12 protein-coding genes are annotated in these 11,837 nt (G+C 67.8%); 10 read left to right on the top strand and 2 right to left on the bottom strand.

Annotated features, from left to right (window positions below):
• Positions 1-1,099 (top strand): heme biosynthesis HemY N-terminal domain-containing protein (locus tag B551_RS20810; RefSeq protein WP_023264935.1); only part of this gene is annotated, 1,099 nt, incomplete at its 5' end.
• Between the two features lie 76 nt (positions 1,100-1,175).
• On the opposite strand, the gene B551_RS20805 is transcribed toward B551_RS20810, so the two are convergent.
• A complete protein-coding gene (locus tag B551_RS20805; protein ID WP_023264934.1) occupies positions 1,176-2,711 on the bottom strand; it encodes a deoxyribodipyrimidine photo-lyase in 1,536 nt (511 codons plus the stop codon).
• A gap of 103 nt (positions 2,712-2,814) precedes the next feature.
• Between B551_RS20805 and B551_RS20800 the strand changes: the two genes are divergently transcribed.
• The 7 genes from B551_RS20800 to B551_RS20770 all read left to right on the top strand — a co-directional run bounded on the left by B551_RS20800 (position 2,815) and on the right by B551_RS20770 (position 8,727).
• Entirely contained in the window at positions 2,815-3,555 is a 741-nt protein-coding gene (locus tag B551_RS20800) for a 16S rRNA pseudouridine(516) synthase (RefSeq protein WP_006575893.1), read from the top strand.
• Between the two features lie 147 nt (positions 3,556-3,702).
• On the top strand, positions 3,703-4,275 hold the full coding sequence (locus B551_RS20795; protein ID WP_006575892.1) for a YqgE/AlgH family protein: 573 nt from the start codon (positions 3,703-3,705) through the stop codon (positions 4,273-4,275).
• Positions 4,268-4,735 (top strand): Holliday junction resolvase RuvX, encoded by a 468-nt coding sequence (ruvX, locus tag B551_RS20790; RefSeq protein WP_006575891.1) that lies wholly within the window; start codon positions 4,268-4,270, stop codon positions 4,733-4,735. Before B551_RS20795 ends, ruvX begins: the two co-directional genes overlap by 8 nt.
• A complete protein-coding gene (gene pyrR / locus B551_RS20785) occupies positions 4,732-5,295 on the top strand; it encodes a bifunctional pyr operon transcriptional regulator/uracil phosphoribosyltransferase PyrR (RefSeq protein WP_006575890.1) in 564 nt (187 codons plus the stop codon). The genes ruvX and pyrR overlap by 4 nt, the downstream gene beginning before the upstream one ends.
• Positions 5,296-5,413: 118 nt before the next feature.
• A complete protein-coding gene (locus tag B551_RS20780; protein WP_006575889.1) occupies positions 5,414-6,385 on the top strand; it encodes an aspartate carbamoyltransferase catalytic subunit in 972 nt (323 codons plus the stop codon).
• 97 nt (positions 6,386-6,482) lie between these two features.
• Positions 6,483-7,793: a dihydroorotase gene (locus tag B551_RS20775; protein ID WP_157072054.1), complete on the top strand. Its 1,311-nt coding sequence runs from the start codon at positions 6,483-6,485 to the stop codon at positions 7,791-7,793.
• Positions 7,794-7,920: 127 nt separating this feature from the next.
• A complete protein-coding gene (locus B551_RS20770; protein WP_006575887.1) occupies positions 7,921-8,727 on the top strand; it encodes a 1-acyl-sn-glycerol-3-phosphate acyltransferase in 807 nt (268 codons plus the stop codon).
• 47 nt (positions 8,728-8,774) lie between these two features.
• Here B551_RS20770 and B551_RS20765 read toward each other — a convergent pair whose 3' ends face one another.
• The gene (locus tag B551_RS20765; protein ID WP_023264932.1) at positions 8,775-9,623 is read right to left on the bottom strand and encodes a symmetrical bis(5'-nucleosyl)-tetraphosphatase; all 849 of its coding nucleotides are present in this window, start codon (positions 9,621-9,623) and stop codon (positions 8,775-8,777) included.
• A gap of 236 nt (positions 9,624-9,859) precedes the next feature.
• Between B551_RS20765 and rfbB the strand changes: the two genes are divergently transcribed.
• Positions 9,860-10,924: a dTDP-glucose 4,6-dehydratase gene (gene rfbB, locus B551_RS20760; protein WP_006575885.1), complete on the top strand. Its 1,065-nt coding sequence runs from the start codon at positions 9,860-9,862 to the stop codon at positions 10,922-10,924.
• Complete coding sequence (gene rfbD / locus B551_RS20755) at positions 10,914-11,831, top strand: dTDP-4-dehydrorhamnose reductase (protein WP_006575884.1); 918 nt, start codon at positions 10,914-10,916, stop codon at positions 11,829-11,831. Before rfbB ends, rfbD begins: the two co-directional genes overlap by 11 nt.
• The last annotated feature ends 6 nt before the right edge of the window (positions 11,832-11,837 follow it).

Here is an 11,837-nt window from a genome sequence, read left to right as displayed (position 1 = left end):
CTCCCCGCCGTATCGGGTCGAACTGTCGCTGAACCTGGCGCTGGCGCTGCTGTTGCTGCTGTTCTTCATTGCCTGGACCGTGCTGTCGGCGATCCGGCATCTGTCCGAGATGCCTCGGCGCGCCGCCGCCTACCGCGAGCGCAATCGCATGCTGAAGGCGCAGGCCGCGCTGCGCGAGGCGATCGAGAACCTGTTCGCCGGCCGCTTCGCCCGCGCCGAGCGGACCGCGCGCGAGGCCCAGGTCTGGCCCGAGCAGGCGCAGACCGCGGCGCTGATCGGCGCGCGCGCCGCGCACCAGATGCAGGAGGCCGAGCGGCGCGACGGCTGGCTGGCCCAGGTCACCGCGCCCGAGCGTGAGCAGGCCCGGCTGGTATCGCTGGCGGAAATGCTGGTCGACGCCCGCGATGCCGATGGCGCGCTGGAAACGATCGCGCAGCTGCAGGCCCAGGGCGGACGGCAGATCCATGTGCAACGGATCGCGCTGCGCGCGCACCAGCATCTGAAGAACTGGAGCGAGGTGCTGCGGCTCGCGCGTTCGCTGGAGAAGCGCAACGCGCTGCATCCGGTGCTGGCGCTGCGCCTGAAGCAGCTGGCCTGCGAGGCGATGCTGGAAGAGCGCCGCCACGACGCCGACGCGTTGCAGGACTTCTGGCGTTCGCTGTCGAACGACGAGCGCCGCGCGGCCCGCATCGCCGAGCCGGCCGCGCGCTATTTCTCGGCGCTGGGCCGTCAGCAGGAAGCCCGCCGGATCGTCGAGGACGCGCTGAAGGTCAACTGGGACAGCCGGCTGGTGCTGCGCTACGCCGACTGCGCCGAGCCGGGCCAGGCGTTGCCCCAGATCCAGCAGGCCGAGAAATGGCTGGCGCAACATCCGAACGATGCCGAGCTGCATTTCACGCTGGGCGTGTTGTGCCTGGGCGAACAGCTGTGGGGCAAGGCGCAGTCCAACTTCGAACGCGCGCTGAAGTACGCGACCAGCGAGGAACAGCGCCGCCTGCGCATACGGGCGCATCTGGCACTGGCGCGGCTGTTCGAGCAGACCGAACGTCCCGAGGACGCGCAGCGGCACTATCGCGAAAGCGCGCTGCTGGCAGCGTAGGCCCGCTGCTCGACAGGGGGCCTTCTCCCCTCTCCCGCATGCGGGAGAAGGGTTGGGGGAGCGGGCAAGGCGCCCGCTATGCCGATCCCGTCGCTGCCGCGGCCCCCACCTTCACCACCGCATACCGCTGCAGCGTTTCCTGCCGCGCCACGTCATGCTGCACGAGCGGACGCGGATAGTCCTTGCCCAGCGTGATGCCGGCCGCGGCCAGCACCGCCTCCGGCGCGGTCCACGGCGCGTGCAGATACTTGTCCGGCAGATCGGCCAGCTGCGGCAGGTAGTGCCGGATGAAGCGGCCCTCGGGATCGAACTTGCGGGACTGCGTGACGGGATTGAAGATCCGGAACCACGGCTGCGCGTCGCACCCGGTCGATGCGGCCCACTGCCAGCCGCCATTGTTGGCCGCGAAGTCGTAATCGTTGAGCAGGTCCGCGAACAACGCTTCGCCGCGGCGCCAGTCGATGCCCAGATCCTTGACCAGAAAGCTGGCGCTGACCATGCGCAGGCGGTTGTGCATATAGCCGCTCTGGCGCAGCTGAAGCATCGCGGCATCGACCAGCGGATAGCCGGTACGCGCCTCGCACCACGCGCCGAAATACTGCTCGGCGATGGGTCCGGTGCGCCAGCGGATCGCGTCATAGGCGGCGTGGTACGAGCGGCCATCGGCCAGGTCCGGGCGATGGTGCAGCACCATGAAATAGAAGTCGCGCCAGATCAGCTCCGACAACCACGCCGCCGCGCCGCCGGCATCGGCACCGCCTTGCAGCATCGCCGCATGCGCGGCGCGCGCCAGCGTGCGGATCGAGATGGTGCCGAAACGCAGATGCACCGACAGATAACTGGGCCCGCGCACGGCAGGGAAATCGCGCCGGCGCGCATAGTCGCCCAGCCGGTCGAGGAAGGCATCGAACAGGGCATGCGCGCCGGGGCTGCCCGGAAGGAGCGGCACCGCCTGCGGCTCGGGCGGCGTGAAGCCCAGCGCCTCCAGCGTGGGCAGCGGACGGTCGTGCGCCGCCGGCAGCGGCGCCAGCGCATGCAGATAGGGCGCGACCGGGTAGGGCCGCAGATCGAAGGGCTGCAGCGCCTTCAGCCAGGCGTTCTTGTATGGCGTGAATACCGAGAAGGGTTTGCCCTGGCCGTTCAGGATCTCGTCGCGCTCGAACACGGCCTGATCCTTGAAGGTGAACCAGATGCGCGCATCGGCGGCCAGCGCGTCGGCCGCGGCGCGGTCGCGCTCGATGGCCGCAGGCTCGTAGTCATGGTTGGCGAAGACGGCCTGTACGTCGAGCTCCCGGGCGAGCCGGGGGATCGCCGTACGCGCGGCGGCGTGCAGCACGATCAGGCCGCCGCCTGCCGCCCGCAACGCGGCGTCCAGCGGGGCCAGCGAGGCGAGGATGAAGGCCACGCGGCGATCGCTGGTCAAGCCGCGAGCCAACAAAGGGTCGACGATGTCCCGATCGAATACGAATACGCACCATACCCGGCGCGCATGCTTGAGGGCATAATGCAGCGCCGCGTGGTCGTCCACGCGCAGGTCGCGGCGAAACCAGACCAGTGCGCGGTCGAACGAACGGCCGACGCGGTACGGCTCGCGATGGGGGGATGGGTTCAAACTCGATCTCCGAGAAGGCTGCGCCGCCAGCCGCGCGACCGTTTACCGTAGCATGGCCCCCTGCGCCATTCCCCCTGCAACGCGCCGCTTTCCCTGATCGCCGATGAGCTCGAAGACCGCCAAACCGCCCAAGACCACGCCGCTGGACCGCATCCTGCAATCGCAGGGCTTCGGCACGCGCCGCTATTGCGGGGATCTGGTGGCGGCCGGCATGGTCGAGGTCGATGGCGAACTGTGCGAGGACCCGCGCGCGGAATTCGTGCTCGAAGGGCTGCGGCTGACCGTCGATGGCGAGGCGTGGGTCTGCCACGAGAAGGCCTACCTGATGCTGCACAAGCCGACGGGATACGAATGCTCGCAGCGGCCGCTGCATCATCCGAGCGTCTACACGCTGTTGCCGGTGCCGCTGCGCGAGCGCGGCGTGCAGGCGGTCGGCCGGCTCGACCAGGACACCACCGGGCTGCTGCTGCTCAGCGACGACGGCCAGTTCATCCACGCGCAGACCTCGCCCAAGCGCAAGGTGCCCAAGGTCTACGAGGTCACGACCGCGGAGCCGGCCACCGAGGCCCAGGCCGCGGCGCTGCGCGAAGGCGTCCAGCTCGAGGACGAACCCGCCCCGATCGCGGCGCTGGCCTGCGAGATCGTCGGCGAACGCGCGCTGCGGCTGACGCTGGCCGAAGGCAAGTATCATCAGGTCAAGCGGATGGTCGCCGCGGCCGGCAACCATGTCGCCGCGCTGCATCGCAGCCGCATCGGCGGACTGGCGCTGGATCCGGCGCTCGCGCCCGGCGAATGGCGCTGGCTGACGCCGGCGGATCTGGCCGAACTGGCGCGCAAGGACTGAGGCGGGGACTGGGCGGCAAGGCTCACCGCGGCCCCGATGCTGCGATGCAACGGCTGTGCGGCGGCGCGCACCATCCCAATCCCTGCGCGGGCCCGGACGAGGGAATCTTTTCCGGAACATTGGCGCTGATTTGATAAAATGCAACGCATGGCGACGTCCGCAGCCCCCATCAATCTGACGAATCAATTCCTGATCGCCATGCCCGGCATGGCGGATCCGACTTTTACCGGCGCCGTCGTCTACATCTGCGAACACAACGAGCGTGGCGCGCTCGGCCTGGTGATCAACCGGCCGATCGACATCGACATGGCCACGTTGTTCGACAAGATCGATCTCAAGCTCGAAATCCAGCCCGTTGCGCAACAACCCGTCTATTTCGGCGGCCCGGTGCAGACCGAGCGCGGCTTCGTGCTGCACGACCCGGTCGGCGTCTATGTGTCGTCGCTGACGGTGCCGGGCGGCCTGGAGATGACCACCTCCAAGGACGTGCTCGAGGCGGTCGCCAACGGCAGCGGTCCGCACCGCTTCCTGCTGACGCTCGGCTACGCCGGCTGGGGCGCGGGCCAGTTGGAGGAAGAGCTGAGCCGCAACGGCTGGCTGACCGTGCAGGCCGATCCCGAGATCGTATTCAGCGTTCCGCCCGAGGAACGCTTCGCCGCCGCCATTCGCCTTTTGGGCATCGACATCACCATGCTCTCCGGCGAGGCGGGGCATGCCTAGCGCGGACGCGGCCACGCCGCTCCACAAGCCGGCGCCGCAAGGCGCGCCAGTGTCCGCCGCGCCTACCGACGGCACCGTATTGGGCTTCGATTACGGCGAGCGCAAGATCGGCGTGGCGCTGGGCAACTTCATCACGCGCGAGGCGCGGCCGCTGACCATCCTGCCGAACATCACCGTCGAAGGGCGTTTTCAGGCCGTCGCCGCGCTGATTGAAGAATGGGCGCCGGTGCATCTTGTCGTTGGACTGCCCCTGACGCCTGACGGCGGCGAACAGCCGGCGACCACGCTGGCGCGACGCTTCGGCAATCAGCTGAACGGCCGCTTCAATCTGCCGGTGACCTGGGTCGACGAGCGCTATAGCTCCCTGGAGGCCCAGGCGTCCGGCGCCAGGCCCGGGGCGCTCGACCACGAGGCGGCCCGCATCATCCTGCAACAGTATTTCGACCAACTCCCGCTATGATTTCCAACGTCACTCTCGACGCCGAGGCGCTGTACCGCGCGCTGCGTGACCACGTGCAAGGGATGCTGTCCGCGCCCTCAGGCTCCGCTTCGGGCGGTGCGCCCTGGTCGATCGCCGGCATCTATTCGGGTGGCGCGTGGATCGCGGAGCGGCTGGCCGCCGATCTGCAGTTGCCGCATTACGGCGTGATCAACGTGGCCTTCCACCGCGACGATTACGCGAAAAAGGGCCTGCACAGCCAGGCGCAGCCGAGCACGCTGCCGTTTTCGGTGCAGGACAGCCAGGTGCTGCTGATCGACGATGTGCTGGCCACCGGCCGTACCATCCGCGCCGCCGTCAACGAGTTGTTCGACTACGGGCGGCCTGCGCGCGTTGCGCTGGCCACGCTGGTCGATCGCGGCGGCCGCGAGTTGCCGATCGCGGCGGACTTCGTCGGCGAGCGGATCACGCTGCCGCGCGGCACCAACCTGGTGTTGTCGCGCGAAGGCGAGGGCGCCGGCATCCGTTTTTCCTTCGCCACCGAAACGCTGAACGGCAACCACGATTCCGCCGCGGGCTGAACGGAAAGCAGACCAGCAGGCAGACCAGCAGTAGAACGAGCAGAGCCGCCCGAGCCAACGCAAGCACAGCACCCGCGCACCCGTACCGAGCCAAACCGCACCCGCCCACGCCTCACCCATGACCAAGACGTTCCGCAACCCGCAGCTCACCAGGAACGGCGAGCTCAAGCATCTGCTGTCCATCGAGGGGCTGTCGCGCGACATGATCACGCACATCCTCGACACCGCCAGCCAGTTCGTGTCGCTGTCGGACTCCGACCGCGACGTCAAGAAGGTGCCGCTGCTGCGCGGCAAGAGCGTGTTCAACCTGTTCTTCGAGAACTCGACGCGGACCCGCACCACGTTCGAGATCGCCGCCAAGCGGCTGTCGGCGGACGTGCTGAACCTGAACATCAATGCCTCGTCGACCAGCAAGGGCGAATCGCTGCTCGACACCATCAACAACCTGTCGGCGATGTCGGCCGACATGTTCGTGGTGCGGCATGCCAGCTCGGGCGCGCCCTATCTGATCGCCGAGCATGTCGCGCCGCACGTGCACGTGATCAACGCCGGCGATGGCCGCCATGCGCACCCGACGCAGGGCCTGCTGGACATGTACACGATCCGGCATTACAAGCAGGACTTCACCAAGCTGACGGTCGCGATCGTCGGCGACATCCTGCACTCGCGGGTGGCGCGCTCGGACATCCACGCGCTGACCACGCTGGGCGTGCCCGAGGTGCGCGCGATCGGTCCGCGCACGCTGCTGCCGTCTGGGCTGGAGCAGATGGGCGTGCGCGTCTTCCACAACATGGAAGAGGGGCTCAAGGGCGTCGACGTGATCATCATGCTGCGGCTGCAGAACGAGCGCATGAGCGGCGCGCTGCTGCCGTCGGCGCAGGAATACTTCAAGGCCTTCGGCCTGACGCCCGAACGTCTGGCCCTGGCCAAGCCCGACGCGATCGTGATGCACCCGGGGCCAATGAACCGCGGCGTCGAAATCGATTCGGCGGTCGCCGACGGTCCGCAGTCGGTGATCCTGAACCAGGTCACCTTCGGCATCGCGGTGCGGATGGCGGTGATGGGCATCGTCGCCGGCAACAACGACTGAATGACTGAAGCGCGATCCACCGGGCAATCGTCGGCCTCGTGACGATCGCCAGGCACCAAAACAAGCCGCAATGGCAAGCGATAGCAAGCGACACGATATGAAGATCCACATCAAGGGTGGCCGCCTGATCGACCCGGCCGGCAATATCGATGCCCAGCAGGACCTGTTCCTGGCCGCCGGCAAGATCGTCGGCATCGGCAGCGCGCCGGCCGACTTCCAGGCCAACAAGACCATCGACGCCAGCGGACTGATCGTCTGCCCGGGCCTGGTCGACCTGTCGGCCCGGCTGCGCGAGCCGGGCTACGAATACAAGGCCACGCTCGAATCCGAAGTGGCCGCGGCCACCGCCGGCGGCGTCACCAGCCTGGTGTGCCCGCCCGATACCGACCCGGTGCTCGACGAGCCGGGCCTGGTCGAGATGCTGAAGTACCGCGCCCGCACGCTGAACCAGACCCATGTGTACCCGCTCGGTGCGCTGACGCTGGGGCTGAAGGGCGAGGTGCTGACCGAGATGTCGCAGCTGACCGAAGCCGGCTGCGTCGGCTTCTCGCAGGCCGAGGCGCCGATCCTCAACACCCAGGTGCTGCTGCGCGCGTTGCAGTACGCGCAGACCTTCGGCTTCACGGTCTGGCTGCGGCCCGAAGACCCGTACCTGGGCGGCGGCGTCGCGGCCAGCGGCGCGGTCGCGTCGCGGCTCGGGCTGTCGGGCGTCTCGGTGATCGCGGAGACCGTGCGGCTGCATACGATCTTCGAGCTGATGCGCTCCACCGGCGCGCGCGTCCACCTGTGCCGGCTGTCGTCGGCGGCGGGCCTGGAACTGGTGCGGCAGGCCAAGCGCGAGGGGCTGCCGGTCACCTGCGACGTCAACATCCACCACGTCGCGCTGACCGACATGGACATCGGCTACTTCAATTCGCAGATGCGCTTCTCGCCGCCGCTGCGCAGCGGGCGCGATCGCGACGCCATCGTCGCCGCGCTGGCCGACGGCACCATCGACGCGCTGTGCTCGGACCACACGCCGGTCGACGACGACGAGAAGCTGCTGCCATTCGCCGAAGCCACGCCGGGCGCGACCGGCCTCGAACTGCTGCTGCCGCTGACGCTGCGCTGGGCCGACGAACACAAGGTGCCGCTGGTCAAGGCGCTGGGTCGCATCACCAGCGAGCCGGCACGCGTGATCGGCCTGCCGGCCGGCCGGCTCGCGGTCGGCGGCGCGGCCGACGTCTGCCTGTTCGATCCGAATGCCGTGTGGAAGGTCGAGCGCCGCTCGCTGAAGAGCCAGGGCAAGAACTCGCCGTGGCTCGGCTACGAGATGCGCGGCCGGGTCACGGCCACGCTGGTCGGCGGCCAGCTGGTCTACGAGCTGGCCGGCCAGCCGCGCAACGGCGAGGCGGTGGCCGCCCGCTGATCCCGAGGCTCGGCGTCGGCCCTGGCAGACCGACATTCCCCTCGCCCGGTTGCGGGAGAGGGGCGGGGGAGAGGGCAGCAGCCCTTGACCCGCCGCCACGGTTCCGACGCCTGTTTCCATCGATCCCATGATCGCCCTGCGCAAGCTCGCCCTCTGCCTGCACCTGCTGCGCGGCCTGCTGACCTGCGCGGTCCTGTTCCCTTGGCTCGGCAAGACATCGCGCCAATGGCATATCCGCCGCTGGTCGCGCCGGCTGCTGCGGATCTGCGGCGTCGACATCGAACTGATCGGTGCCGTTCCGCAGACCGGGCGCGGCGCCATGGTCGTCGCCAACCATATCTCCTGGCTCGATATCTTCGTGATGCACAGCTGGGAGCCGTCCCGCTTCGTCGCCAAGTCGGAGATCCGCGACTGGCCGCTGATCGGCTGGCTGTGCGAGCAGACCGGCACGCTGTTCATCGAACGCGGCCGCAAGCGCGACGCGCACCGCGTGCTGCACGACATCACCGACTGCATGCTGCAGGGCGATCGCGTCTGCGTGTTCCCGGAAGGCACCACCACTGATGGCACCGACGTGCTGCCGTTCCACGCCAACCTGATGCAGGCGCCAATCTCTGCGGGCCTGCCGGTGCTGCCGGTGGCGCTGCGCTATTGCGACGCCGCCACCGGGGAGCGCACCGTCGCGCCGGCCTATATCGGCGACTTGACGCTGTTGCAGACGCTCGACGCGATCCTGCACTCGCCGCCAATCATCGCGCAGATCGCGTTCGGCCAGCCGCTTCAGGCGAACGACGGCGGGCGCCGTGCGCTGGCTGAGCATGCGCGCGAAGGCGTGGTCGCGTTGTGCCGGCAACTAGAGGGCGAGACGGCGGTGCCCGCCGGCGGACCGTCCGCCGCCGCGGCGGAAACCACGGCCACCGGCAATCCGGTCTGATCGTCGGTGCGCCTGCACACCGACATCCCGTCGAGGGGATGACAAAATCAGCCTAAAGGATCACAATATTGCGGGCAATCGACCTGGATGACCTCGCGGTCGGCCGGATCGGGCGCCAGGCGGGCTGCGGTCAGCCGGCCGCCCCAGACGCAGCCGGTATCCAGCGCCATCAGGTCGGGCCGCATCACCAGCCCCAACGTGGACCAGTGGCCGCAGACGATCGTGGTATCGCCGGTGCGGCGTTCCGGCACGTCGAACCAGGGCAGGAAGCCATCGGGCGCCTTGCCCAATCCCTCCTTGGTCTTGAAGTCCATCACCCCGTCGACGGTACAGAAGCGCAACCGGGTCAGCGCATTGATCACGACGCGATGCCGCTCGATGCCGCGCAGCCCCTCGTGCCAGCGGTTCGCTGCATTACCAAAAACATCCGCGAGAAATGCTTTCCAGTCCGGTCCCTGTAGCTTCCGCTCGACTTCGCCGGCAAGCTCGAGCGTCTGCTCGACGGTCCATTGGGGCAGCACGCCGGCGTGGATCAGCAGGAAGCCGTTCTCATGGAGGGCCAGCGGCCGGTGGCGCAGCCAGTGCAGCAGTTCCTCCCGGTCCGGCGCCTGCAGGATGTCATCGAGCGTGTCAGACGAACCCGGATTGCGTACGCCGGCGGCGACGGCTAATAGATGGATATCGTGGTTGCCCAGCACCGACTCGGCCCGCTTGCCCATTGCCCGGACTCTCCGCAAGGTATCCAGCGACGCCGGCCCGCGGTTTACCAGATCCCCGACGAAGCGAAGTGGCGCATCGTCGGGGATTTTGGTGACAAGTTGTTCCAGGGAGGGACAGCAACCTTGCAGGTCGCCGACGGCGTAGGGGTAAGGGGCTGGCACCGAGGAATGGGGCATAGAGGTAAAAAAGAGAGCCGGAGGCGGCTTTTTGTCGATTGTAAAGAGGGGGGGCGTGAGCCGTTACAACAGGCTACAAAAAGATGACTGGCCCGGGTAATCCCGGGGGGGCGCTCGGATAGAATACCGCCACTTCTGAGAACACTGATGATCCTGCCGTCCCCCAAACGGATCAAGGCGGGCGCCGGGCTATTGTCCCGTTTTCGAAACATATCGATAGTTAGGGAGAAAGGGGTTTGCCGCACATCCTCGTGACAGGGGGCGCCGGTTTCATTGGCGCCAATTTCGTCTTGAACTGGCTTGGCAATGCCGACGCCGACAGCGTCGTCAATGTCGACAAGCTCACGTACGCCGGCAACCTGAAGACGCTTGCCTCGCTTGAGGGCAATCCGCGTCACATTTTCTCGCGCACCGACATCTGCGATCGCGCCGCGCTGGACCGGCTGCTGGCCGAGTACCAGCCCCGCGCGGTCCTGCACTTCGCCGCCGAAAGCCACGTCGACCGCTCGATCCACGGCCCCGGCGAGTTCATCCAGACCAATATCGTCGGCACCTTCACCCTGCTCGAAGCCGTGCGCGCCTACTGGAGCGGCCTCGACGACGCTCGCAAGGGCGCCTTCCGCTTCCTGCACGTGTCGACCGACGAGGTGTTCGGCTCGCTCGGACCGAGCGATCCGCCGTTCTCGGAGACGACGGCCTACGCGCCCAACAGCCCGTATTCGGCTTCGAAGGCAGGCTCCGACCATCTGGTCCGCGCCTACCACCACACCTACGGGCTGCCGGTCCTGACGACCAACTGCTCGAACAACTACGGGCCGTATCACTTCCCCGAAAAGCTGATCCCGCTGATGATCGCCAACGCGCTTGGCGGCAAGCTGCTGCCTGTATACGGCGATGGTCTGAACGTACGCGACTGGCTGTATGTGGGCGACCACTGCGCCGCGATCCGCGAGGTGCTCGCGCGCGGCCGGCTCGGCGAAACGTACAACGTCGGCGGCTGGAACGAGAAGACCAACCTGGACGTGGTCCACACGCTGTGCGACCTGCTGGACGAACTGAAGCCAAAGGCCTCGGGCTCCTACCGGGACCAGATCACCTTCGTCAAGGACCGCCCTGGCCACGACCGGCGCTATGCGATCGACGCCCGCAAGCTCGAGCGCGAGCTCGGCTGGAAGCCGGCGGAGACCTTCGAGACCGGGCTGCGCAAGACGGTCCAGTGGTATCTGGACAATCAGGCCTGGGTGCGGGACGTGATGTCCGGGGAATATCGGAATTGGGTGGCGAAGCAGTATGCGGCGTGAAAGCTCCCGTGTCCCGACCCTTCTCGTCACTGGAAGCAATGGCCAGGTTGGTTTCGAGCTGCGCCGCAGCCTGGCACCGCTAGGCCGCGTCGTCGCGCTGGACCGCAATGCCTGCGATCTGGCCGACCCGGAGCAGCTTCGTCGCGTCGTGCGGGACGTCCGCCCGGACATCGTCGTCAATCCCGCCGCCTACACCGCGGTAGACAAGGCCGAGAGCGAGCCTGAGCTGGCTCACGCCATCAATGGCGTGGCCCCCGGCGTACTCGCCGAGGAGGTGCGGGAGCTCGGCGGCCTGCTGGTCCATTACTCGACCGATTACGTGTTCGACGGCCGCAAGACGAGCCCGTATGTCGAGACCGATCCGGTCGACCCCCAATCGGTCTACGGCAAGAGCAAGCTCGCAGGCGAGCAGGCCATCGCGGCAGCCGGTGCCGATGCACTGGTGCTGCGCACCTGCTGGGTGGCCGGCGCGCACGGTGCCAATTTCGCCAAGACGATGCTGCGGCTCGCGTCGGAGCGCGACGCGCTGCGTGTCATTGCCGACCAGTTCGGCGCTCCGACCACTGCGTCGCTGATCGCCGACGTGACGGCCCAGATTGTCGCGCGCCATTGGTTGCACGGCGATCGCGCGGGCTTCGCTGGAGGCGTCTATCACCTCGCCGCCGCGGGCGAAACGAGTTGGCATGGCTATGCGACGGCGGTGCTGCGCCACGCGGAAACCAAGGGCATTGCGCTGAAGGTCGGGTCCGACCGGGTGGCGGCGATCGCGTCCACCGAGTATCCGCTGCCGGCGCCAAGGCCGGCGAATTCGCGCCTGGATACCAGCAAGTTGCGCGATACGTTCGGCATTCATCTTCCGGACTGGCAGCAGGGCATCGCCCACCTGCTGGACCAGATCCTTTCCTGAGTGGTT

Source organism: Cupriavidus sp. HPC(L) (genome assembly GCF_000307735.3).
GTDB lineage: Bacteria > Pseudomonadota > Gammaproteobacteria > Burkholderiales > Burkholderiaceae > Cupriavidus.
Note: the sequence above shows the minus strand (reverse complement) of the source record. Positions and strands in the feature narration are given on the sequence as shown.

Excerpts from the sequence above, each read along its gene's own strand:
- B551_RS20800 (WP_006575893.1), top strand. The coding sequence starts at position 2,815 with ATGAGCTCGAAGACCGCCAAACCGCCCAAGACCACGCCGCTGGACCGC.
- B551_RS20795 (WP_006575892.1), top strand. The coding sequence starts at position 3,703 with ATGGCGACGTCCGCAGCCCCCATCAATCTGACGAATCAATTCCTGATC.
- ruvX (WP_006575891.1), top strand. The coding sequence starts at position 4,268 with ATGCCTAGCGCGGACGCGGCCACGCCGCTCCACAAGCCGGCGCCGCAA.
- pyrR (WP_006575890.1), top strand. The coding sequence starts at position 4,732 with ATGATTTCCAACGTCACTCTCGACGCCGAGGCGCTGTACCGCGCGCTG.
- B551_RS20780 (WP_006575889.1), top strand. The coding sequence starts at position 5,414 with ATGACCAAGACGTTCCGCAACCCGCAGCTCACCAGGAACGGCGAGCTC.
- B551_RS20775 (WP_157072054.1), top strand. The coding sequence starts at position 6,483 with ATGAAGATCCACATCAAGGGTGGCCGCCTGATCGACCCGGCCGGCAAT.
- B551_RS20770 (WP_006575887.1), top strand. The coding sequence starts at position 7,921 with ATGATCGCCCTGCGCAAGCTCGCCCTCTGCCTGCACCTGCTGCGCGGC.
- B551_RS20765 (WP_023264932.1), bottom strand. The coding sequence starts at position 9,623 with ATGCCCCATTCCTCGGTGCCAGCCCCTTACCCCTACGCCGTCGGCGAC.
- rfbD (WP_006575884.1), top strand. The coding sequence starts at position 10,914 with ATGCGGCGTGAAAGCTCCCGTGTCCCGACCCTTCTCGTCACTGGAAGC.